The organism is Deltaproteobacteria bacterium (genome assembly GCA_016180845.1).
Taxonomy (GTDB): Bacteria; UBA10199; UBA10199; order JACPAL01; family JACPAL01; genus JACPAK01.
In genome coordinates this window covers 287,226-310,013 of record JACPAK010000001.1, presented here as the reverse complement: position 1 = coordinate 310,013, position 22,788 = coordinate 287,226, and the positions used below count along the sequence as shown (strand labels likewise).

The 22,788-nt window shown below is 50.4% G+C and carries 26 protein-coding genes, 1 tRNA gene and 1 riboswitch; of the genes, 18 read left to right on the top strand and 9 right to left on the bottom strand.

Annotation, left to right across the window (positions count from 1 at the left end; all coding sequences use genetic code 11):
• Positions 1 to 14: 14 nt before the first annotated feature.
• From HYT76_01595 to HYT76_01580, 4 genes are all read left to right on the top strand, one after another.
• Positions 15 to 515 (top strand): thioesterase family protein, encoded by a 501-nt coding sequence (locus HYT76_01595; protein ID MBI2082239.1) that lies wholly within the window; start codon positions 15 to 17, stop codon positions 513 to 515.
• Between the two features lie 90 nt (positions 516 to 605).
• Complete coding sequence (locus HYT76_01590; GenBank protein ID MBI2082238.1) at positions 606 to 812, top strand: type II toxin-antitoxin system VapB family antitoxin; 207 nt, start codon at positions 606 to 608, stop codon at positions 810 to 812.
• Positions 799 to 1,179, top strand: a complete 381-nt coding sequence (locus tag HYT76_01585) for a PIN domain-containing protein (protein MBI2082237.1) — start codon at positions 799 to 801, stop codon at positions 1,177 to 1,179. Before HYT76_01590 ends, HYT76_01585 begins: the two co-directional genes overlap by 14 nt.
• 75 nt (positions 1,180 to 1,254) lie before the next feature.
• The gene (locus HYT76_01580; GenBank protein MBI2082236.1) at positions 1,255 to 2,145 is read left to right on the top strand and encodes a DUF4438 domain-containing protein; all 891 of its coding nucleotides are present in this window, start codon (positions 1,255 to 1,257) and stop codon (positions 2,143 to 2,145) included.
• A gap of 494 nt (positions 2,146 to 2,639) precedes the next feature.
• On the opposite strand, the gene HYT76_01575 is transcribed toward HYT76_01580, so the two are convergent.
• Positions 2,640 to 3,581 carry a hypothetical protein gene (locus HYT76_01575; GenBank protein ID MBI2082235.1) on the bottom strand — a complete coding sequence of 314 codons (942 nt, stop codon included), beginning with the start codon at positions 3,579 to 3,581 and terminating at the stop codon, positions 2,640 to 2,642.
• Positions 3,582 to 3,670: 89 nt separating this feature from the next.
• On the opposite strand from HYT76_01575, the gene HYT76_01570 reads away from it, so the two are divergent.
• Positions 3,671 to 3,922, top strand: coding sequence for a zinc ribbon domain-containing protein (locus tag HYT76_01570; GenBank protein MBI2082234.1), 252 nt, complete (start codon positions 3,671 to 3,673; stop codon positions 3,920 to 3,922).
• Here HYT76_01570 and HYT76_01565 read toward each other — a convergent pair.
• A complete protein-coding gene (locus HYT76_01565; protein ID MBI2082233.1) occupies positions 3,919 to 4,947 on the bottom strand; it encodes a zinc-binding dehydrogenase in 1,029 nt (342 codons plus the stop codon). The two genes, HYT76_01570 and HYT76_01565, sit on opposite strands and share 4 nt — an antisense overlap.
• A gap of 312 nt (positions 4,948 to 5,259) precedes the next feature.
• Here HYT76_01565 and HYT76_01560 point away from each other — a divergent pair, with 312 nt between their 5' ends.
• The 8 genes from HYT76_01560 (at position 5,260) to HYT76_01525 (ending at position 12,505) form a co-directional block, all read left to right on the top strand.
• The gene (locus HYT76_01560) at positions 5,260 to 5,580 is read left to right on the top strand and encodes a ferredoxin family protein (protein ID MBI2082232.1); all 321 of its coding nucleotides are present in this window, start codon (positions 5,260 to 5,262) and stop codon (positions 5,578 to 5,580) included.
• A 2-nt stretch (positions 5,581 to 5,582) separates the two neighbouring features.
• Positions 5,583 to 6,026: a hypothetical protein gene (locus HYT76_01555; protein MBI2082231.1), complete on the top strand. Its 444-nt coding sequence runs from the start codon at positions 5,583 to 5,585 to the stop codon at positions 6,024 to 6,026.
• Positions 6,026 to 6,256, top strand: coding sequence for a hypothetical protein (locus tag HYT76_01550; protein ID MBI2082230.1), 231 nt, complete (start codon positions 6,026 to 6,028; stop codon positions 6,254 to 6,256). Before HYT76_01555 ends, HYT76_01550 begins: the two co-directional genes overlap by 1 nt.
• A 174-nt stretch (positions 6,257 to 6,430) precedes the next feature.
• The gene (locus HYT76_01545) at positions 6,431 to 6,787 is read left to right on the top strand and encodes a hypothetical protein (protein MBI2082229.1); all 357 of its coding nucleotides are present in this window, start codon (positions 6,431 to 6,433) and stop codon (positions 6,785 to 6,787) included.
• Positions 6,784 to 6,966: riboswitch (cobalamin riboswitch) on the top strand. Its footprint overlaps the gene before it by 4 nt.
• 84 nt (positions 6,967 to 7,050) lie before the next feature.
• Positions 7,051 to 8,307: a hypothetical protein gene (locus HYT76_01540; protein ID MBI2082228.1), complete on the top strand. Its 1,257-nt coding sequence runs from the start codon at positions 7,051 to 7,053 to the stop codon at positions 8,305 to 8,307.
• Positions 8,288 to 10,219 carry a TonB-dependent receptor gene (locus tag HYT76_01535; GenBank protein MBI2082227.1) on the top strand — a complete coding sequence of 644 codons (1,932 nt, stop codon included), beginning with the start codon at positions 8,288 to 8,290 and terminating at the stop codon, positions 10,217 to 10,219. The genes HYT76_01540 and HYT76_01535 overlap by 20 nt, the downstream gene beginning before the upstream one ends.
• A complete protein-coding gene (locus tag HYT76_01530) occupies positions 10,206 to 11,351 on the top strand; it encodes a hypothetical protein (protein MBI2082226.1) in 1,146 nt (381 codons plus the stop codon). Before HYT76_01535 ends, HYT76_01530 begins: the two co-directional genes overlap by 14 nt.
• Complete coding sequence (locus HYT76_01525; GenBank protein ID MBI2082225.1) at positions 11,348 to 12,505, top strand: Ig-like domain-containing protein; 1,158 nt, start codon at positions 11,348 to 11,350, stop codon at positions 12,503 to 12,505. Before HYT76_01530 ends, HYT76_01525 begins: the two co-directional genes overlap by 4 nt.
• A 33-nt stretch (positions 12,506 to 12,538) precedes the next feature.
• On the opposite strand, the gene HYT76_01520 is transcribed toward HYT76_01525, so the two are convergent.
• Positions 12,539 to 13,693, bottom strand: a complete 1,155-nt coding sequence (locus tag HYT76_01520) for an ATP-binding protein (GenBank protein MBI2082224.1) — start codon at positions 13,691 to 13,693, stop codon at positions 12,539 to 12,541.
• Positions 13,694 to 13,905: 212 nt separating this feature from the next.
• Here HYT76_01520 and HYT76_01515 point away from each other — a divergent pair, with 212 nt between their 5' ends.
• From HYT76_01515 to HYT76_01505, 3 genes are all read left to right on the top strand, one after another.
• The gene (locus tag HYT76_01515; GenBank protein MBI2082223.1) at positions 13,906 to 14,424 is read left to right on the top strand and encodes a hypothetical protein; all 519 of its coding nucleotides are present in this window, start codon (positions 13,906 to 13,908) and stop codon (positions 14,422 to 14,424) included.
• Between the two features lie 79 nt (positions 14,425 to 14,503).
• A complete protein-coding gene (locus HYT76_01510; GenBank protein MBI2082222.1) occupies positions 14,504 to 14,941 on the top strand; it encodes an energy transducer TonB in 438 nt (145 codons plus the stop codon).
• A complete protein-coding gene (locus tag HYT76_01505) occupies positions 14,941 to 15,594 on the top strand; it encodes a DUF3047 domain-containing protein (GenBank protein ID MBI2082221.1) in 654 nt (217 codons plus the stop codon). Before HYT76_01510 ends, HYT76_01505 begins: the two co-directional genes overlap by 1 nt.
• Positions 15,595 to 15,597: 3 nt before the next feature.
• Here HYT76_01505 and HYT76_01500 read toward each other — a convergent pair whose 3' ends face one another.
• From HYT76_01500 to HYT76_01480, 5 genes are all read right to left on the bottom strand, one after another.
• On the bottom strand, positions 15,598 to 16,608 hold the full coding sequence (locus tag HYT76_01500) for a hypothetical protein (GenBank protein MBI2082220.1): 1,011 nt from the start codon (positions 16,606 to 16,608) through the stop codon (positions 15,598 to 15,600).
• A 93-nt stretch (positions 16,609 to 16,701) separates the two neighbouring features.
• Positions 16,702 to 18,132: an RtcB family protein gene (locus HYT76_01495; GenBank protein ID MBI2082219.1), complete on the bottom strand. Its 1,431-nt coding sequence runs from the start codon at positions 18,130 to 18,132 to the stop codon at positions 16,702 to 16,704.
• Positions 18,125 to 18,535 (bottom strand): archease, encoded by a 411-nt coding sequence (locus HYT76_01490; protein ID MBI2082218.1) that lies wholly within the window; start codon positions 18,533 to 18,535, stop codon positions 18,125 to 18,127. The genes HYT76_01495 and HYT76_01490 overlap by 8 nt, the downstream gene beginning before the upstream one ends.
• A gap of 3 nt (positions 18,536 to 18,538) precedes the next feature.
• Positions 18,539 to 18,943 (bottom strand): hypothetical protein, encoded by a 405-nt coding sequence (locus tag HYT76_01485; GenBank protein ID MBI2082217.1) that lies wholly within the window; start codon positions 18,941 to 18,943, stop codon positions 18,539 to 18,541.
• Positions 18,940 to 21,192, bottom strand: coding sequence for a PBP1A family penicillin-binding protein (locus HYT76_01480; protein ID MBI2082216.1), 2,253 nt, complete (start codon positions 21,190 to 21,192; stop codon positions 18,940 to 18,942). The genes HYT76_01485 and HYT76_01480 overlap by 4 nt, the downstream gene beginning before the upstream one ends.
• A 56-nt stretch (positions 21,193 to 21,248) precedes the next feature.
• Between HYT76_01480 and HYT76_01475 the strand changes: the two genes are divergently transcribed.
• Positions 21,249 to 21,803: a biotin transporter BioY gene (locus tag HYT76_01475; GenBank protein MBI2082215.1), complete on the top strand. Its 555-nt coding sequence runs from the start codon at positions 21,249 to 21,251 to the stop codon at positions 21,801 to 21,803.
• A gap of 201 nt (positions 21,804 to 22,004) precedes the next feature.
• Positions 22,005 to 22,670: an HAD-IB family hydrolase gene (locus tag HYT76_01470; GenBank protein MBI2082214.1), complete on the top strand. Its 666-nt coding sequence runs from the start codon at positions 22,005 to 22,007 to the stop codon at positions 22,668 to 22,670.
• A gap of 8 nt (positions 22,671 to 22,678) precedes the next feature.
• Here HYT76_01470 and HYT76_01465 read toward each other — a convergent pair.
• Positions 22,679 to 22,769 (bottom strand) — tRNA-Ser (locus tag HYT76_01465).
• Positions 22,770 to 22,788: the final 19 nt, after the last annotated feature.

Here is a 22,788-nt window from a genome sequence, read left to right as displayed (position 1 = left end):
GTAGCCAGAAAAAAATGAATCTCCTTTTTAGATTAATTAAAGTCATCCTGCTCTCCTTTTTTCGTCCACGATTCGGCACACTCGAGATGGGAACTCTGAACTTTATCGTTTGGCCTCATGATTTGGATCCGCTTTTCCATATGAATAACGGACGTTACCTAACGATCATGGATCTCGGAAGATTCGATATCATTTTACGAACCGGCATAGGACGCCTGAGTCTTAAGAATAAGTGGATGCCGCTGGTTGGATACGTCTCGATACAGTACAAAAAACCACTCAGATTTTTTCAAAGATACCAGCTACAGACTCGACTGATTGCATGGGACGAAAAATGGTTTTATCTCGAACAACGATTTGTTCGAAAAGGACAGCTATTTGCTAGGGGTCTGGTGAAGGGGATTTTCCGTAGTCATCAGACAACTATTTCTCCGGTGACCATTTTGTCGATGCTGGGACACAATCACCCCTCTCCAAGACCCCCAGAAGAGTTGGCGCCCCTCGCCGGCTCTTGACCAAAAGGTACCAGGTACCAAGTGGCACTGGGGAAAATTTTATATGAAAAAGTGGTTGAAATCGTATGAAAAATACATTAGATTATTCATATGAGGACATCAGTTAATGTTTCGGATGATCTCCTGCACCAGGTGATGCGGGAGTCTCGAGCAAAGACAATTACGCAGGCAATTCGCGAGGCGCTGATGGCCTATCTCGATCTCCGAAGACGAAAAAGGCTTGTCCAGAGCTTCGGTTCCTTTGAGAATTGGAACCCCGATATTCGAAAAATGAGACGGTCCCGTGATCTTGGTTGATTCAAGTGTCTGGATTGCCGCCTGGAGGGGCCACCATCCTGATCTGATGAACAAGCTTTCAGTCATCGTGGAGGCGGGAGAAGCGGTTATCAACCCGCTGATTCGGACAGAACTCCTTCAGGGAGCAAAAGACAAGGCTCATCAGAAGAAGCTGACTGGGCTTCTGGATCCAATTCCTGTTGATCTGATAACAAGTGAAATCTGGGATGCAGCGCCAGTTTACTATCTGGAGTGTCGGGAAAAAGGTATTACTCTGACGACTGTTGATTGTCTCATTGCAACCCACTCTTTTGCAAAGAAAATATCGCTCTGGTCGTTGGATAAGGTCTTCAATCAACTTCCCAAGATTCGTCTGTTCTCTGCATAGGACCAAAAGGTGCCAGGTACCAACTGGTCATCCCTTTCCTTGTCAAATAGTTAAAAAAGTGATTTAAGGGCGCCTATGCTCCGCACCAACGAATCCCAACTCGTCCATTTCGCCCTCCAGGGCTCGATCATCCCGCCGCTTTGCTTCGGATGGGAGGTGACACGTCGAGGAGAAGGGAAGGTTTTCCCATCGGTCGGTGGCATTACGTATAATGTTCGAATCGGTGATTCGGTCTTCGGGTTCGAGGCGGATCACATTGAACCGGGGGTCTCCTGTATCGGAGGCGGTTTCAATGATAAGAGGACCTCGAATCCAAATTTAAGCTTCAATGCCTTTAGTTGTATCGGTAATGAGGCAACGATTCTTTCTGGTTCTGCCAAAGGGAAAAAAGGGACTGTGACCGGTCATCATGGCGGTGTCGAGCATGTCCTGATCGATTTCCCAAACAACATTCTCGAAAAGCTTTCGTATGACGATAAGATTTTGATTCGTGGTGTCGGACAAGGGCTCAAGCTCCTCGATTACGCGGAGATTACGATCACGGGGCTCGATCCCAGACTTTTGAAAAAGATTCCGATCAAGGCCAAAGGAAAATCACTGATGGTTCCGGTCGTTGCTTGTGTCCCTGCCGAACTGATGGGTTCGGGCCTTGGGCATAATGATTCGTTCAAGGGAGACTATGATATCCAGACGAGTGATCCATCCGTTCTCAAGAAATACCATCTCGAAAATTTGCGCTTCGGTGATTTCGTCGCGATCATCGATCACGAATCGACCTTTGGTTGGTCGTATAAAAAAGGGGCGATTTCGATTGCGGTGGTGGTCCATGGAAATTCCCACCTTGCCGGTCATGGCCCTGGGGTCCAGACGATCCTGACCTCACGTGAGGGGAGGATTGACCCTGTCTTGAACAAAAACGCCAACCTCGGCTTCTATTTAAAGATCGGTCGCTTCGCAAAGAGGTGATTTCCAGCAACTGTTATCACACCTCGTCGAAATGACTAGTGTCATGTCACTACCGGTATATCTGCCGCCCCTATTAAATGATACCGACGCGCTTCTCTTCTGGTCGAGAGTCTGGGAAAAACTGACGTCAACTTGTGACTATACCCATGACGAGTTTGTCGCTTGGGGGACCAAAATCACACACCATGCCCAGTATTACTTAGGGGCTGTTAAATTCCAGTCCCCGTTGAGAGAGACCCTCCGTGCCGATTTGGCGGAATTTGACATGGCTTTGGGAGAGCTCCATGGGCTTAGTGATCGGTTCAAGATGGTGGTTTCAGGTCACGAGGCCAATGTTGTCTCCAATCTCAAAACCGCCTCCTTCGACAAAACCTGGCGATGGCTCCGCACGATGCGCGACTATTCTCTTGAGGCGTTACGGAATAACGGTGCTGAGATTGTTGAGGGACGAGTCGAAAGGATGCCCTCTGCGAGTGGTCTCGTCGAGTCGATCTTTACCTTTGTTGAAGGCCGGTTTCGCGGGCGATTTGGTCTTCCGGCTGTTGTGCTCGGGGGGCTTTTTCTGATAACCCTTTCTGCAATGACCCATTTCCCAAAAGAGACGCCCCAAGTATAAAAGCAAACACCGTCAAACCACTTGCAATAAGTAGTGCCGATTTCCCGAGAGAGAGGGCGCGTGGGACACCATCTCCCACCATATGAAATGTCTCAAGCCCATGCGACAGTGCCTGCCACGGCTGGTGAATCAACCGATCCACGCCTCTGGGGAATCGAGGCAGGTAAACGCGATGTCTGGCTATCGTGTACGAACCTCCCTGGTATTCAATATTCAATCGAGGGATCTCAAAAAAAGGGAGCATCTCCTCTAAGCGACGCTCATACTGGAGCGGTGTCCGAAATGGTGCATTCCCACGAGGGATATCATCCAGAAGCCAGGTGATAGCGACCTGGTCATTTTGTAAAAGCTCAGCAATCGCAACAAGCTCTGGTCTACGTCCCCTCGTCAAATTATAGGCGATGACGGCCCTTTGAGGGAGGTCGTCTGCCTGGGCACTCATCGGGAAGTGGACCACCCCCTTCCAAAGGACAGAGGTCCCCTCCTGATAATGACGTCCGATTACCTGATAAGGGGCGTCGACCCCGAGATCACTCGGGAATCTCTCCTCGTAGCCATAAACGGCGGTTCCATTCTCCCCCAAGACCCGTGCAAGCATGAAAATCGGTGATGTCCCCCGTCGCCTCGTCATCGTGAAGTCGAGGTGTCCTGTATGAGGGGGGTTGGGGGTGTAGCGGGTAACGACAGTCGCTTCATCGAGGGGATGAACAAAAATCTCAACAGCCCCTTCGCTCTGCTCCGTATAAAAGGCAAGCCCTGGTCCCACAAGCAGGTCGGTGTATCGTTGAAAATGAGCGGTGTCGCCTCGCATCAGGCCCATGATCGGCTTTCGCAGGCCCTTCGTTGCGAATAAATTTTGGGGACTTGAATTTTTTGGAATGATCAGGAATATTCGCCACGGACAAAATCATGCCGCTCTACAGTTACAAATGCCGCTCCTGTCAGAAAGAACACGAGGTGATCCAGAAGTTTTCGGATCCTCCCCTGAAGAAATGTCCTGTCTGCGGGGGGAAGTTGGAGAAATTGATTCAGGCCTCTACCTTCCAACTGAAAGGAGGCGGGTGGTACAAGGATGGGTATTCCTCGGTAAAGTCAGGTTCGGCAAGTCAGACGACTGTCAAGAAGGAACCAGAGAAAAAAACGGACAAGAAGAAAGATTAAGGGATAAGGACAATTTTTCCAAACTGCCCACGCCCTTCGAGTCGCCGATGGGCCTCTTTGACCTGATCAAAAGAATAAGTATGGTCGATCACCGGATGGATTTTTTTATCGGCGGCGAGCTGATAGATATCTGACAAGGCTCGAGAAGGCCCCATTGTCGATCCGAGAATTCGCTGATGTTTGATAAAGAGATGAACGAGATTGATCTTTACCTCGGGACCTGTCGTTGCCCCGCAGGTGACGAGCCTTCCCCTGAACCCAAGAGATCGCATCGATTTTTCCCAGGTCACGGCCCCGACATGCTCGAAGACGATGTCGACCCCTTTGCCGTTGGTCAGTTTTTTGACCTCTTTTGAAAAATCTTGAGTGGTGTGATTGATGACATGATCGGCACCAAGCTCCCTCGCATGTTGGATTTTATCCTCCGAACCGGCGGTGGCGATCACTTGGGCGCCAAAATGTTTCGCGATCTGGACCGCTGCGGACCCGACACCACTCGATGCTGCAACGACCAGGACAGTTTCCTCTTTTTGAAGCTGGCATTTATCAATAAGCATATGCCAGGCGGTCAGGAAGGTGACCGGGATCGCTGCCGCCTCTTCGAACGAAAGCGCTTTTGGTTTCAAGAGCAGATTTTTTTCAGGCACCGACTTATATTCTACCTCGAGCCCATCCTCTGTCTCGCCGTAGAGACCAAATTGCGGGCAGAAATGATCATTCCCTTCGCGACATGCAGGACACTCACCACAACTTCGATTCGGGATAATGACGACTTCGTCTCCCTTTTTGAATTTCTTTGCGGAGGATCCAGATGACTCAACGATCCCGCTCGCTTCGCATCCCAAAATAATTGGCAACGGCAGTTTCACGCCGGGCATCCCTTGTCGGACCCAGAGGTCCATGTGGTTCATCGCGACCGCCTTGATTTTGACAAGAACCTCGTTTTCTTTCGGTGTTGGTTGAGGGATCTCGTCGATTCGGAGGACACTGAGATCGCCATGTTCGTGGATTCGGATGGCGCGCATAGGTCGTGCTTATGACAAGTTTTTGTGTAGCTGGCAAGACGACATTGCTCCAAGTTCCTCGAAAACTCGCCTGCATCAATGAATCGTGGCGGGCCCCATCCGCCCCTTCTGTCCCTTCGGGACATCTTCCCCGGCAAGCGGGGAAGTTCCCCTGTGAAATCTACAGGGTTCCCCCCCCACACAATTGATTCCGATCGCAGGTCTCCTGGTTCTCGGAACTCTCCACAAAATCGGATTGCTTGTCATGACCTCAACACTTCCTTGACGCCCAGAAATTGATGACCTAAAGAAAAAACAATCAGGAGGAGCAAAATGCCCTATGTAATCAATCAAGAATGCTTGGGGGAACAATACGCCGATTGTGTCGATGTCTGCCCTGTGAATTGTATCTATCCCGGTGACTATAAAGGCGAACCGTTTATGGTCATTGACCCCGATATCTGTATTGATTGCGGCGCCTGTCTCCCTGAGTGTCCTGTTGAGGCGATCGTTGCCTCTGTCGATGAGGCACCGGAGTGGGCAAAGATGAATGCCGAGTACACACCGATGTATAAAAACAACCCCCCGGTCACCCCTCGGCCATCACAGGATGCGCCACGAAAGAAACATCCGAATCCCGACCTCAAGCCATAGTCTTGACGCCACCACAAAAACGGATCTGGTACTACACCATCGACGATGAGGGGGTCGTCTGGCATGACAAGGTTCCATTTGATGACCCTGACCTAATTGCCTTTTTTCTCAAAAATCTCGAACCCTATTCCGGCGGAAAATTTCGGGTCCTCTGCCAAGGGGAGGAGTGTATCATCTCCTGTCAGGATATTCCGTATGTTGTTCAGGAGATTGATTTACCCTTCCTGATTTTCCCCGGTGGGTATCAGGAAGCGCTTGATCCGACGACCCTCTGGGTTGGGAAGAAGAATGTTCTTTATTGCAAGGTTCGAGAGGGAAGGTTCTCGGCACGGTTCAATCGAAAATCGTATCTTGAGTTGGCGAAATCGATTCAACAGGATCCGAAGAGTGGTCAGTACTATCTTGTCATTGACAAGAAAAAATATCCGATCAAAGTTTCTCCCTGATGAAAACAACCCCCAATCGGATGCAGGAGCACTGGGAAGAGGTCAAAAAATTCCTGAAACAGGAGTGGCCCAAACTGACCGACGTCGATCTTGAGGAGATTGACGGTGAATATGACCGTCTGATCACAAAGATAAAGGAAATCTACGGTGGTCCCGAGGAAATCACTCAAGAGGCGGCGATCAAGGGCAAGATAAAGCGAATCATTGACAGGGTAGGCCCCTTCACCTAAGAGTGGTGTGGGGGAATGATCCGTCAAATCGATCATCATCGAGACGCGGAGCAGGTTCAGAATCTTTCCTATTTTTATTCAAGTAAGATAAATTCTGGCCCTTATCTTTTGATCGGTAGCGAAATAGCTGCCCTGTCGATTTTTGCGATATCCCTTAAAGTTCCTTCCCTTCGAATGTTTCGCAACATCAGAGAGTTTTATAAAAAACATCCGGTAGTGACGGGTGCGATACTGGGGGCATCGGTTCTGAATATCTTTTACCAATTTTCGGAGGACCTGTTTCTTCCCTTTTATACGAACCTCTTAAAACCCTGGATTGCCTCCGGTCTTAAATTTTTGGGGATCAATTACCCCTCCTTCGCTGGTGATAATGCCGTGAGCCAGTACACTTTATTGCAAAGACAGCAGGATTTTATTCGTCAGAGCGCTGAGAGGGAGAAAAGGATGCTCGAGGAAATAAAAAAAATAAGAGAGGATTTGAAGGATTGTCATCCAATAGATCTTGACATGTCTGAGGAGGGAGTTAAGTAGCCATAGGTCTTTAAGGTGCGAGAGGCTTAATCAGGAAGGCGGTTCAAATCCGCCACGCCCCCCGGCACTGTGAGTGGGATAAGAGACGGCAAAAAAGCCACTGTCTGTGAAAGCGGATGGGAAGGCGCCGTTAGATTGACCCACGAGTCAGGAGACTGGCCTTAAAGAGTAACAAAAAAGCAAAAAACCTTCGGGAGGAAGGAAATGCTCAGGCCAGTCTCAATACATTTCATTCATTACCAATTAATTACAAGGAGGGTGCCATGAACCGAGCTCAATTCGGAATTGCCTTAGGAGTCGCCGCATTTACCACAGCTTGTGGTTTGTTAAGTGATGACGATAATCAATACCAACCAGGTCCTTCTGGAGGGGTAACACCACCGACCGGTTCTAATCCACCACCTGATGCAGGAGCGGATCATGGAATCGATCAGCCGGATGCTGGTGTTTCGGAAGAGACAACCCCAACGTCTCTCGGCGTTATTGGGAGTGATTTTGTGAATGGGGATGCCTGGAGCCTGAATCTTGCGAGTTTTGCTGCGACGAGGATCAACCTCTCTGTCCATAATGATGCGGCGATTCGTATCTTTGATCGAAAACTGTGGTTTTGGAATCGGGTCCCAAGAGATTCCTTTCAATGCTATGACCCTGAAAAGGAAGTGATCTGTTCCCCGGAAATCTCTGTTGAGGCGGGTGCGAACCTCCAGGATGGAGTTGTCAAGGATGGGTTTGCATACGTCTCTCAGTATGAGACGGGTGAGGTGGTCAAGTATGACATCATGACCGGACTCCCTGTCGATTGGCATGACCTGGTCCGTTTTACAATCAATGATGGAGATCGTCGTCCACGCCCATCGCCACTTCTGGAGATCGGTCTCTACGTGATCATCGGGGTTCAAGATCTTCCAACAGACCTTTTGAACTCGGCAAACTACACCGCTCCAGCCAAACTAGTTGTCCTGAATACTGAGACAGGCGAGCTTCAGGATGAAGCGATCGAGCTTCCTTGCAGTAACGTGGTGGCGCTGGCGTACAGGCAGGACGACGATACCCTCTACGCCTCCTGCGCCGGGACCTATGACACAACGGATACACGTGGTGGAATTGTCTCTTTCAATTACGGTGAAATGATGGCTTCGATAATGGCTTCTTCCAGTCCCGAAGAAAGGCGACGTTTGATTCGGATGATCAACGACGAGACGCTCGGTGGGACACCGGGGCCATTGGCAGTCGGTGGTGGTTATGTTTTTACAACAGCCGGATTTACACCACCATCGGTTGTTCGTGTCGGAGCTGACCTGTTGGGAGAGGCGGTAGCTATCTTCGGTAGCAATGGTTACTGGATCCCGATGGTTCGATGGATTGAGGCAACCGATCCAACTAACAGTCGATTGGCGATCGCCGATCAGGATCCGGAGACACCTGGGATTTGGCTCTCCAGTGCCGATGGAGAAGACCAAGATGGTCCTTATCTCCTTGAGGGAGGATTGGCACCGATCGATGCCGTTCCTTATAGATAGGAAGGCTTCCCTTCTCCTGCTTTGTCTCTGTGTTGCCCGCACCTCTTTTGCAGGTGAGGCCTCATTAGGGGAGATCCTTGTGACCCCCTCCACACCGATCCGGCCAGGGGGAGGGCGAGACTCTTCCTTGTCCGCGACAGTCATTGAGAGAAAAGATTTCGAACAGAAGAAAAGCTCTCTCGCGGAGGTCTTGTCGGAGACTGCCGGCGTTCAGATCCGGCGGTATGGGGGACTCGATGACTTTGCGACAGTTTCACTTCGAGGATCGACCTCCGAGCAGGTCGCTGTGTATCTCGACGGGGTCCTCTTGAACTCTGCCGAGGGAGGTGGGGTGAACCTCGCGGCGATCCCGACCGATCAGATCGAGAGGATCGAGGTCTATCGCGGGGCGGCCCCCTCTTTTCTCGGCACGAGTCCGATGGGTGGGGTTGTCCTGATCCAGACAAAAAAGGCCTCACAGGACAGAACGACACGTTTCTCGGGATCCTACGGCTCTTTTAACACGCTGGAAACGTCGCTTCATCAATCAGAACAGTTTCATCAATCCCATTATGCCGTTGATTATCATTTTTCGAGGAGTGATGGAGATTTTGATTTTCAGAGTGATAATGGGACGCCACTGAATCCGAATGATGATCAGACGCTTGTTCGGACCAACAACGAATTTCAGCGTCATCAGATGATTTTCAAGACAGGGACCGAGTCGAAAAAGGAATCCAGATTCGAATTCCAAGAGATCTTTTTCCGTGAAGATCGCGGTGTCCCGGGTTTGGGGTCTCTTATTTCGGAAAATGCTGACCTCTCGACCACCCGCTCGGCAACCAAGATCGACTGGTCTCGAAAAAATTTGAACCTGTCTCCCTTTTTCACCTTTCAGAAGCAGCAATTTACCGATCTCGAGGGGGAGATTGGGCTTGGGTCTCAGGACAATGACAACGACACCTTTTCCTATGGTGCCGATTCCGCCGCCTTTTTTCTTTTAGGGACCACTCAACGTTTTACATTTTCGGCCAACTATCGGGGGGAGCAGTTCCTGCCGGACGATTTTATCTCTCCTCCTGACAATTCGAAATCGATCCGTAACCAGATCGCTGTTGGTCTGGAAGACGAGATTGTTTTATTCGAGGACAAGATTATTTTAAACCCCTCTCTCCGATCGGAACATGTCGTGAGCGACTTTTCGACCGCCGAGTCTTCCGTCCATCCGGTCAGTGGGAAATTGGGGGCCCGTTGGATTCCGGATCAACGCTTCAGTTTGCGCAGCAGTTTCGCCAGGGCCTATCGGGTCGCCAGTTTTTCGGAGCTTTTTGGGGATCGAGGATCGTTAATCGGGAATCCGACGCTCTCACCTGAGCAGGGGTGGAATTGGGATGCCGGATTTTTGGCGAAGACCGATTTCTTTTCCCTGGAATCGACCTATTACCTGAATCACCTGAAGGATCTGATCCAGGTTCTTCAGACCTCACAATTTACGGCACAGGCCCAGAATTTGAGATCGGCCCGGGTTCAAGGGGTGGAAACGACGCTCGCGATTCCTCTGACCTCTTTTTTGGAAATTTCCAATAACTATACCTTTCAATGGCCCAAGGATACGAGCGGTCTTCCAGGGAGTGACGGGAAATTTCTTCCGGGGAGGCCCCGGCATGAAGCGAATTCAAAACTCTCCCTCTTCAATCGTTTTGGGAAAATATACAGCAGCCTTGAGTATATCGACGACAACTTCCTCGATACGCAGAATCTTGTGAGGGTCGATAATCGGGTCCTCTGGGGGGTTGGAATCTCCTGGACACCGACGAAGAGGATCACGACCGGTTTCGATGCGAAGAATCTCTTGAATGATCGGATCTCGGATGTGGTTGGGTTTTCGCTGCCGGGCAGGAGTTTCTACGGGAGGGTCGATGTTTCGATTTAGGATGTTGATATTGGTGGTCCTTGTTTCCTGCGGCGACATCACTGTCAATGAACGCACTCCACTGACTCCAGGGGAGAGTCTTTCGAGCGGTGACATCGCCGTCGTTCTGGGTGCCGATTGGCAAGGCACAACCGGATCCATCAGCATGATTCCGCTCGATTCCCCGAGTTCGGTTGTGGCGAATCTGGAGATCACCCATAGCGATGCGGTGGTCCGATCTTTTGGTGGGTTGATCTATGTGGTGAATCGGAAGGGGGCCGATAATATCCAGGTGATCGATCCGATAGATTTCTCGACGATCTCCCAGATTTCGACCGGTCTCGGGACAAATCCTCAAGACCTCGTTGCCGTTTCAAAGACGAAGGCCTACGTGACACTCTATGAGCCGGAGGAAAATCAGAGTACCGATCTCTCGGTCGATGATCTTGTGATCCTGAACCCTGAGACCGGTCTGATCGAGAAGACGATCGATCTCACCCTCTATACGGGGGACGATGGTGAACGCTTTGCGAGGGCCTCCTCGCTCCTTCTTATGGGATCAAAACTCTATGTTGCTGTCCAAGATCTTCCTCGCGATCTGGCGTTGCAGCCGGATCAGCCGGGGAAACTGGTGAAGGTGGATACAACGACGGATGAGGTTGAGGGGGCGCTGGTTCTTGATTGTTGGGATCCTTTTGACATCACCTCTTCTGACAGATTGGGGAAAATTTATATCGCCTGCGCCGACTTTTTCGACCTGAATTCCCCTTATGGAGGGGTCGAGGTGGTCGATTTGGAGACGTTTCAGAGCGAAGGGATTCTCTTGTCCGATGAATCTTTTGGTGGTTGGATCGGGGGGATCGAGGTGGGAGACCATTACGGTTTTGTCATCGTGGGTCTTTCTGATTATTCGGAGAATCGTCTCGTTCGCTTCTCACTGGATGATCCGAAAAATTTGAAGACACTCTATGAGAGCTCCAGTTATTTGCCGGAGGTTGCTATCGATCCCCGGGGAGAGGTTCTCATCTGCGATCGGGATCCGGATAAAAATGGGATTGTTTTTATTGACCCGGAATCAGCAGAGGTGATTGCCGGGCCGATCTCAGTCGGATTCCCACCCGCATCGGTTACTTTTGTGGAGAGGAAGAGATGAGAAAGCTGGTTTTTTTAATCGGTATCACTTTAGTGGTCGCTGCCTGTGGCAGGACCCAGACATCGGCAGAAGAAGAGGTTCCGGCGCCTCATGAATCTGAAACGACAACCCCCCCCACCGATTCTGCGACCGCTTCTGCTGTCTCCTCTCTCGAAATGAAGGTGATTGAGTCCTCGTCTCCTGGGGTGGCGCCGATCCAGTTCGTCGTCGACATTACCTTTGTGGATCAGAATCGGAAAGAGGGGGTGAATTACCGTGTTTTGGATCCGCAGTCGAGGAGGTTGCATCAGGTCTTGTGGGAATCGTCAGCAAAAGAAGTTGCTATCGTGAATGAAAAGGGGTTGCTCACCCCGACGTCCGCTGGGGAGACACTCGTGAAGGCCTCCATCGGGGAGAAGAGTGCGATCGCCTATCTTTTGATTCAGAACAAAGAAGAAGTTGCCCCAGGAGTTGCTGCAGAAGAGAAGGATTTTGATATTGATATCGAACTCAATGTCGATCCGGTTGAGTATGAGGAGGACCCGCCCGCTGATTCGGAAGAGACTCTTTGTGATCCATTGACTATCAATCAGGATCCCTTTGCCGATCGTGTTGTTTCCTATAATAAAGGAGAGGGGGGAGGGTATAACAAGGACCTCCTGCCTGATATTGTTCTGGGACCTCCTCAGGCCCATCCCGAGGCCCCACTCAATGGGTCTTTCGATGTTGTTTCGTTGGGGAAGGAGGGGGTGATTGTCCTGGAATTTACCGACTACCTCCCCTGTGATGGCGAGGGGGATGATTTTATCGTCTTTGAAAATCCATGGCAGTATAACCCCGATGCCAAGTATGGGACGTACTCAGAGCCGGGTATGGTTTCAGTTTCTGAAGATGGGGTTAATTTTGTCGACTTTCCGTGTGATCTGACAGTGCGAAGTTATCGCGGTTGCGCAGGGGTTCGAGCAGTTTTGGCGAATCCGGATCTCAATGATATCGACCCGACCGATCCAGAGAAGGCAGGCGGGGATCCTTTTGACTTGAAGGATGTCGGTCTCTCATATGCCCGGTTTGTCCGGATCCGGGATGGGGACAAGACATTTGGACCGGCGGCAAACGGAATGAGGGGGTTTGATCTCGATGCGATTGCGGTGGTGAATGGGAAAACTTCTCAATAAAAAAGTACTAACCAAAAGTTGATCAACCACAAATCAGGGAATGATTTTCCCCTCGGAGAGAAGTTTCAAAAATTGCGGGGCTGGAACAACATGTGTTTGATCGATTCTGAGTTCCTCCTCCCCCAAATAGACAACCCATGAACTTTTGAGCTGTTTCTTTTCCTGAAAAGAATGAATTCCTTTGAGAAACTCCTTTTTGAATTTTTTGGAAGACTTTACTTCAATGGCAATAAATTCATTTCCGTACCACCACAAAAAATCAATTTCATTTCCATTCGGAGTCTTCCAAAACCCGAGTGATCCCTTTTTATGCCCATAGGTCATGTGACCGACCAACTCATGGTGAATCCAGTGTTCCATAAGGATGCCGTTCCAATCGGCCGGCATCGGTTGTTCAAAGGCGCCAGCCGTTGCATTCAAGACCCCGCTGTCAAACCAGTAGAATTTCGGTGCCGCGACCTCCTTGACTTTTGCTCTGGGACGATAAGCCGGAAGCCAGCTCCCCAAGAGTGTGTCTTCAAAAACACTGAAGTAACTCCGCACCGTGTCCCGGCTGATTTCCGCATCCCTCGCCAAATTCGACATATTGATCTGTTGCCCGGCGCAGAGCGAAGCGATTTCCAGAAAGCGCGAGAAACTGCCCAAGTTTCTGACAATGCCCTCGTATTTGATTTCCTCCCGAAGATAGGTATCGACATACGCTTTTAAAAAACTCTCTTTCTCCGAAACCGATTTGGAGAGGACACTTAGAGGAAGCATCCCATAAGAAAGAGCCGTTTGCGGTTCCAGAGAAAAATTGATTTCAGTGCTAGTGAGGGGAAGCATTTTCAGGAGAACGGCGCGCCCTGCCAAGAGATTCGCCTGCCCCCGTTTTATTTTTCTGGCCGACGAACCGGTGAGGATAAATTTTTTATATCCCTCTCGTTCCATAAGAAAATGAATTTCATCAAGCAGGATGGGGACTTTTTGAATCTCGTCGATGACGATCCACTGCATCTTGGGGAGAGCTTTGACCTGGGCGCGCAAGAGAGAGGGGTTTTTCTCATAAGCGAGGGCTTGTTGCGGGGGAAGCAGGTCAATAAACTTGGCTTCTTTGAAATGCTGCAACAACCAGGTTGTTTTACCGGTCCCGCGGGGGCCGAAAAGAAAAAAGGAGCGATTCGGCGCTCTGAGGGATCTTGTATACATTACACCCAAATTTACCGTAAATTTGGGTATTGTCAAGTCAGCTAACGAAGAGAAAGGAGTGGTCGTGGGTGCCCTTTTGGCAAGTTAGCCCTAAACGATTACTCCGATTTGCGTCCAATGGGGTCAAGGCCTTACATTATTCAAGGTAGATTTTTATGTTGCTTTAAGCCGCTAGCAGGGTAAAAAAGGCCATACTAAACGGGAGGATTTCTATGAAACTAAGACTCATGACGTTGGTTGGATTGATTGTTGCCGCAGCGGCTAGCCGACTGCTTCCGCACCCACCTAACTTCGCACCGATCATGGCCATCGCACTCTTTGGTGGTGCCTATTTCAACCGACGCTCCTCCCTAATCATCCCCTTGGGGGCCATGTTCCTGAGCGATCTTTTGATCGGTTTTCATGATCAGATGGCACTTGTCTATCTCAGTTTCGTCCTTGTTGTCTTCCTCGGAGGAACACTTCGCGAAAAGAGGACAGTAGGAGGCGTAGCGGGGATCGCGTTCACGAGTTCCCTCCTCTTTTTTGTCCTGACAAATTTTGGGGTCTGGGCCATCGATGGGCTTTATCCAAGGACCCTCTCCGGACTGATGACTTGTTATCTGGCGGCGCTTCCCTTTTTCCAAAATCAGCTCTTGGGCGATGCCCTCTATACCGTCACCCTTTTCGGTGGGTTTGCGCTGCTCGAGCGGTGGGTTCCGTCAGTCAGAGGACAAGCGGCGCTTGCGTAATAGTTAATCTCGAGTGAGACTTTTCTGTTCTCTTTTTCTCTCGATTTTATTTCATTCCCTTCTCGCCTTTATTTTTCTTGTGGGAAGGGGTTTCTCTTTGGGTCATCCTTCTCCAGTGTCAGGCAGTGGGGGGACTGTTTTTGTTGAAATCCTGACTGAGGGCCCTCCACAGATCTTATCGCAATTACCGTCAGGATCTGGGACCGGATCGTCTACCGCGAGAGGAAGTGGCTCTGGTGATGGGAGCGGTTCCGACCCTGTTTTATCTGAAATTCGTTCTCGAATCGAGCGTGCCAAACATTACCCGCATCTTGCCCAAAAAACAGATTTGGAAGGGGTTGTTTCAATTCGATTCCGGATTGATGAGCAGGGGAGGCCGATCTCGACTGAAATATTAAAATCCTCAGGCTCTTCACTGCTGGATCAGGCGGCAGTTATTTCGATTCAGAGAGGATCGCCTTTCCCGAGATATGAGAGGCCGATCTCTCTCTCGATTCGCTATCAAAGAGGGTCTTGATGCTTTTTTGGTTGTTGTTTTTTGCCTTTTCGATGGCTCATGCCGATGTTTCCCAAGTTCCTTCTTTTCAGATCGTCGAGGATTTTTCAAAAGGGGCTCTAGGAGAGTTCCCAAAAAGTTTCAGGACAAAGCCTTTTCAGAGGGGGAAGGCCGAAAAGGTTTATCGAATTGAACAGGAGGGGGAGAACCTCTACCTCTCCGCCGACGATTCGGAAGAGATCTCAACGCAGATTTTCAAAAAATTTCTGTGGGATCTTAAAAAATATCCCGCTTTTCGCTGGCGATGGCGGGCCCGTATTCTTCCTGATGGGGCTCGGGAGTCCGAGCCAGATCGCAACGACAGCGCCTGTGGTATTTATGTGATCTTTGGGGCGTATACCGGTGATGGATTAAAATATGTCTGGAGCAGCACGCTCCCTGTCGGGACTGTTTATGAAAAAAAAGGGGGAAAGTTCTACGTCATTGTGAAGGGGAACGGTCTCTCCAAAGGGGGATGGAGAGAGATTCATGTCAACGTGTTAGAGGATTATCGAAGGCTTTTCAAAAAAGAGCCGAAGGATAATCCGATCGGACTTGGGATCCTGACCGATGGAAATGCAACCCACTCACCGGCGGCGTGTGATTACGACGATTTTATTATTTCAAAAGAGTAATGTCTAATGGCTATCGGTGATTCCGAGTCTCACCCAAAAGGTATTCATTTCATCAGGTATAAAGACATACCCTGAGGATTCCATCTTTACGGGGCGTTGCCAGGCGAAGTCAATGTCAAGGAAGTTGAAGAGCCTCGCCCCAGCGACAAACTCTATCGGGAGAGACACGTAAACAGCGAGTGTTCTTTCGACTTCACAGCCGGCACTCGGACCAAGACCAAGTCCGGAGCAGGGATCTTTAATCGGATTTTGAGAACCATCGACATCAGGGTCTGTGTCCGTCAGGGTGGTGTCAAATCGCCCCACCTCGACATTAAAGTTGGCGAAGAAGCGACCGGTAGCCCAGCTCGTAAAGGGATACTCCACGCCACCGACCAGACCCGAAGAAATCGATTGCCCGTCGAGATTGGCGACCTTTTCCCCTTCGTAATCCATCTGTCCATCGTAGAAGGTAAAGCCTGCCTGCCAACCATAGCGGACCCAAGGGAATTGGTCGGCTCCGGGGAATGAGGTCATCGGAGAGAGCTTCTCAACCGCAATACCATATCGCTGAATATCCCAATCGACACTTCCTTGTTTGGGTAGCCCTGTCATCGGATCGGTTTCGACAAGATCGGCTGTCCCATTGGCATCCCCTATTCCCAAGAGGGCCAAGCCGGTAAAACTCCCTCGAACGGTTACCGACGGTCGCAGCGGATTTTCCTGTCTTGTCGGGAGCTCTTCCACCTTATATTTCGAAGAGAGCGCTTTGAGTTTGCTGAATTCTGCTACGAAGAAATCGACAGCACCCTTTTCATTCCCCTTCGCACTCAGGCGGGTCTTGAGATAGGTATCTGCGAGATCCAGGAATTTCGCGACCTCTTCGGTGTTTCCATCAACAATCCCCAACGGAAAATCATTTTCATCCAATGCCTCGGCATTGTTGTCTTCAGCGGCAATCTTCGTGAGTAAGGTATCGACCCGATTATGTGTCCACTGCCCCTCGATCAGCGGTTTTAGGTCAACTTTTGACATGCGTCTGGCCCCCCTTCTAAACAAGACTTCGCTTCACTCTCAAAAAGAGTTGTGCCTTATTTGAGAAATTCTATGACGCGGTATGTTGAGGGACTATCCTTTAATAACCCCGATCGGTCGCAGGCGGGCGACCTTGGTAGCGAGTCCAGCGCCTTGGACGACATCGACGACATCAGCGACATCTTTGTACGCCTCCGGGATCTCTTCGAGGACCCCATCGAGTGTCGCGGAGCGGACGATGATTCCTTGAGCGGCAAGTTCCTCATAAATCTTGCGCCCACGAGCCGCCTTTTTGGCCTTGACCCGGCTCATCATCCTGCCAGCCCCGTGACAGGAGCTGCCGAATGTTTTTTGGAATGCCTCTTGGGTGCCGGCGCAGACGAAGGAGTAGCGTCCCATATCCCCTGGGATCAGGACCGGTTGACCGCAATCACGGTAGAGGGGAGGGACATCCGGATGTCCCGGTGGGAAGGCACGTGTCGCCCCTTTTCGATGGACACAGAGGCGGCGCTTTTGTCCCTCCACCGTATGTTCCTCGAACTTCGCAATATTGTGGGCAATATCATAAACGAGATGCATTCCAAGATCCTCTGCCGATCGATTGAGGAAACTTTCGAAAGACTGTCGAACAAAATGCGCCATCAGCTGTCGATTACAGAAGGCGAAGTTGGCGGCGGCCGACATCGCTGCGAGATAGGCCCTCGCCTCTGGAGATTTCAGCGGGGCACAGCAGAGCTGTCGGTCCACCAGCTCAATCCCGTATTTTGAGGCTGCCTTCAACATCACCTCGAGAGAGTCATCGCAGACCTGATACCCGAGTCCTCGGGATCCCGAGTGGATATGGACACAGATTTGATCCTTGAAGAGGCCAAACGCCTCCGCGATCTTTGGGTTGAAAATCTCTTCGACAAATTCGACCTCGATGAAATGATTTCCGGAACCGAGGGTCCCTACCTGATTTCTCCCACGTTCGATTGCCCGCTCCGAAACGGCGGAGGGGTCGGCACCCGGGATCGTCCCGGAAGATTCGATCCGTTCAAGGTCCTCCTTCCAACCATAACCTTTTTCGACACCCCATCGCGCCCCCTTTTTCAGGACCTCTCTGACCTCGGTGGTGTTTAACTTGATATCCTTCCGGCCCGCCCCGACACCGGAAGGGATATTGCGGTATAGAATCTCCACGAGCTGTTTCATTTTCGGAAGGATCTCATTTTTTTCGATATTCGTGCGCAGGAGGCGGACGCCGCAATTGATATCATAGCCGACACCACCGGGACTCACGACCCCTTCGCCCGGATCGAACGCGGCGACGCCGCCGATCGGGAAACCGTACCCCCAATGGATATCCGGCATGGCGTATGAGGCGCCGACGATGCCTGGCAATGTCGCGACATTCTTTACCTGCTCGATCGACTGATCACCGCGGATCGACTCCATCAGTTTATCATTGGCAAAAATAATCCCATCGACCCGCATCTTCCCTTCACGCGGGACACGCCAGGTGAAATTGTCGAGCTTATACATCCAAAACCACCTCTCCTATCCACCTCCCTCGTCTCTTCTCCACCTTCAGCCTGTGATACGTCACCGCCTTGATCTCCGTCTTGATTGCATGATCTTTCAATCTCTCTCCCCTCAACGTTACCAAGAGAATTTTATCACTTAGTTTTTTTATCACAAGACGACGGGTTAAAAAACGCTTCGTGTCGAAAAGAAAAAGGACCTCTTTCAATAAGGCGTGAAGCAAGAGGTCGTTACCCTCTCCTTTTATCTTTAAGGATCGACTGACTTTTGTCCGGACCTTTTTTGCATCGGTCAGTGTATCGGTCAGCGCATAGACAGAATTTTGAAAGAGTTCACGTAAGTTGTGACCAAAAATTCGGAGTCGGATATCAGCGGTGTGGTCGAGTAATCGGTAACGACGCATCGGCTACCTGTTGAGTTCACCCTTTAACAAATCGATACGCTCCTGCCATTCTTTCGATGAAGAGAGGAGGGCCTCTGCCTTTTCGAGGAAGTTCGCGACCTCTTGGTACTCGCCAGTCTTATACTTGACGTAGGCGAGGTAATAAAATCCGACGCCATTGGTTGGATCGACATTGACCGACTCCTGAAAAAAATCAAACGCCTTGTCATAATGACCCGCCTCGAGTTTCGACTTGCCTTGCTCGATCAAGGCATTCGAGGCCTCGCGTTCAGGACCTACCGTTGTCTCCTGAACCGGCGCCCTTCGGGCGCCGGGGGGAAGCGGTTTTTTGCCTAGGGAAGCGCAAGAGAAGAACGAAGAGACTGCTGAAAAAATGAGGAGTGTAAGAAACACTCCAGAAATTCTCATCGGCATTTCTCCTTAGGTTCCGTCCCCCGAATAAAAACTTCTTCGTAGTTTTCGCCACACTTTCTCGAGGCGAGCTTGCCCGTTACCTGGTCAATCTTAACGAAAATGATTTCATCTGTCGCCAGAAAATCGGTCTCATTCGACCGATCCACTTCCTTCATATAATCGGTCCAGATCGGCAATGCTCCTGAAGCGCCTGAGAGACCGGTCTCCGCCTCTTCATCAAACCCAACCCAGGTGAGCGTCAAAAGTTGTGGGGAGTACCCGACAAACCAGCTGTCTCGAAAGTCGGTCGTTGTCCCTGTTTTCCCGGCAGCAAGCCGGGTCAATCCGAGAAGTCTTGCGGCATGACCGGTGCCATGATCGATCACCCCCTTCATTAAATTATTCATCAGATAGGCCAGCTCGTGGGAAATGACCCGATGCATTTTAAAACTCTTTTTTTCCAGAAGCGCCCCCTCGCGAGTCACCACACTCGTGATCCCAATCGGCTCCGAGAGGATCCCGTTATTCGGGAAGATCGTATAGGCGCGCGCCAGCTCCAGAGGGGTCAAGGCAAACACCCCAAGGGCGATGGAAGGATAAGGCTCGATCGGACTCTCAATCCCCGCTTTTTTGGCTATGGTGACAATTTTTTCAGGCCCCACCTCAATCGCTAGACGGGACGTGGCGATATTGAAGCTCTTCTCCAAAGCCTCTCTCAAGGTGACCGTACCATGCTCTTCTTCATCATAGTTTTTGGGACTCCAGGGTTCGCCACCGGACTCGATCGTAAAAGACTTGTCTTCGATCTGAGAGGCGGCGGTCCACTTTTCCTCGGAGAGCGCGGCCAGGTAGACAAAAGGTTTGAAGGCAGAGCCTGGCTGGCGCTCAGCCATCGAAACCCGGTCAAATTGACTCACAGAATAATCTCGGCCCCCAACATAACTCCGGATATAGCCTGTATGCGGGTCCATCGCGATCAGGCACCCCTCGAGCGCTTTCCCTTGTTCCTTCCACTCACGGACCTTGGGGCGGTCTCTCTCATATTCGGCAAGTCTTTTTTGAATAACCTTTTCCGCTACCTCCTGGGCCTCGGCGTCCAGCGTGGCAAAGATCCTCAACCCCTCACTGGTCAGCTGTTCACCGTAGTTTTCTTTGAGTTGTGTCTTCAGGAAATCAATAAAGAAGGGGGCCCCCAAAGGGGTTTTGATCTGTGGAGAGACAATGATCTTTTCCTTTCGCGCGGTCCGATGCTCTGATTCCGAAATCAATTCCTTATCCAGCATCTCCTTCAAGACAAAGTTTCGCCGGTCGTATGCCTGGGAGAGATTGTGGAAAGGAGAATAGGAACCAGGAGACCGGACCATGCCGGCGAGCAGGGCTGACTCACCGAGGGTCAGTTGACTCACCCTTTTTGAAAAATAGAGGCGTGAGGCCTCCTCCACACCGGCGACGGAGACAGGTCCTCTCTGCCCCAGATAGATTTCATTGAGGTAGGCCTCTATGATTTCCTCCTTGGAATATCGCTGCTCGAGAATAACAGCCATCAACATCTCATTGAATTTTCGAACGAAGCTTTTTTTGGAGGTGAGGAAATAATTTTTGACCAGTTGCTGGGTTAGCGTGCTCCCCCCCTGGACCAGTTTCAGATGCAGGATATCGGTCAGAAGGGCGCGCAGGATCGCGAGCGGGTCGACTCCATGATGGGAGTAAAATCGCTCATCCTCGATCGCGATAACCGCTGCGATCAATTCCTCAGGGATTTCTGAAAGTGTGATAACGGTACGATCCTCCATTTTTTCATCGAAGATCGAGGCGATCAGCTCTGGTTCCAGTTTCAGGGTTTTCAGTTCTTTGCTGGATTGGAGATTCACAATTTCACTCAGGGAATCTGAATCAAACTCGAGTCTCACCGGGAATCCTGTAAACTCCTCGGAGGGGTACGAAAAATTATGCAAAAAAACAAAAAGTTCGCGTCCCTGGCGATAAAACTCGCCGACATCCATGATCATCCGATTCACCCTTTTGTAGGCAAGCCGTTTCAGTTTTTCCTCGACGCGAACAGGAGAGATCCGCTGTCCGGGGAAGAGATACGTGGCATCGGAATAGACTCGAGAGGGGAGATTCCATCGCCGCGCCTCAAATTTTCCACGGATCGTGAGGTCGAGATAGAAAAGATAAAGCCCCATCGAGAAAATAAGGGTGATCACCCAAAACCAACGGTTTTGCCAGAGAGGTTTTCTTTTCGGGGCTTCTTCCTTTGCCATCGAGGGAAGTTATAGGGAATTGACACATTTGTAGCAAGAAAGATAAGAGAGGGCTCATGCAGGTTTCTTCTATTTCTCACTCCACGTGCTCAGTCACACTGACCCGCTCACTCCTTGCCCTCGGCTTCGCCCTCCTGATCGGCCTCGGCGCCCATATTAAAATTTATCTCCCCTTCACCCCGGTTCCGATGACCTTTCAGACCTTTTTTCTGTTAGTCGGTGCCGCGTATCTTCGGAGATACTATTCGTTGCAGATGATCGCGTGGTATCTCTTGTTGGGATTTGTCGGTTTTCCACTCTTTGCGAATCAGTCGGCCGGATTTGCCTATCTCTTGGGACCGACGGGTGGTTATCTTCTGGGATTTGTCCTCGCCGCCTCGCTCTTGGGATTTTTTTCCTTTCGGAATCCTATAGGCCAGTTCTTTCTCTTTCTCCTCGCGCATACGATTCTCTTTGTCCCGGGTATTTTTTGGCTCCACCAGTTTCTGGGGGGTGCCTGGCAAGAGACTTTGGCGAAGGGACTTTATCCCTTCCTCTTCGGTGACCTTCTGAAGTCGGCAGCGGCATTCTTCTGTTGGTTCCTTTTTTCAAAGTATTCTAAAGCATCTTAAATATTGACAGGTGGGGCTTGATAGATTTTCTATACAGGGCGGTCTCTTCTGCTGACCGACGAGACCTCTCGGAGGCCATCGTCTCAATGGCCTATGATTCTGCGATGGCCGAGAGGGAGCGCGTGAGCCCGGCCAAAGAGGGCGAACGACGCGTGTCGAGGAAGGCAGTATGGAGAGACCGGCCTGATAAATGAAACTATGGTGGCAAAGAAGTCCATCGCCTTTTTTGATGTCGATGAAACATTGGTCGATGGGAATTCGGGTTATTACACGACCCTTCGACTGGTCCGGCACGGGATCTTGAAGAAACGGCGTCTTTTTCAAGCGATCTATTATTCTCTGGCCAATCTTTTTTCACATCAGGATGTCCATAAGATCTATCGGATCGCCATCGCTGACATGGCCGGGATGACGCTCGAACATGCCTTTGAGATCGGGCGTGAATGTTTAGAGAAGGATATTAAACCGCGGCTCTATTCAAAAGGGATCGAACAGATTCGACAGCATAAAGAAGCGGGTGATGTCGTTATTCTCTTGACCTCTGGCCCCTATATGACGATCCAACCGCTTTCCGAATATTTAGGCGTCGATGGTTTTCATGCCTCAGGACCGAAGATTGAAAATGGAATCTTGATCAATGAACTTCAGCTACCACTTTGTTACGGAGAGGACAAGCTTCACTATGCCGAGGAGAGCTGCCGCAAGTACAATATTCCTCTCTCGGCATGCACTTTTTATTCTAACGATATAACTGATTTGAAGCTTCTCGAAAAGGTGAAGTACCCTTGTGCTGTCAATCCCCACAAGGATCTGGAAAAAATCGCAAAGGAGCGTGGGTGGCCAGTTTTGAGATTTGATGTGAAATAAAAAGATTGCGGAAGGGGAGGGATTCGAACCCTCGATACAGGTTTTCACCCGTATAACGGTTTAGCAAACCGCCGCCTTCAACCACTCGGCCACCCTTCCGAAAACGTGGTTTTTTATT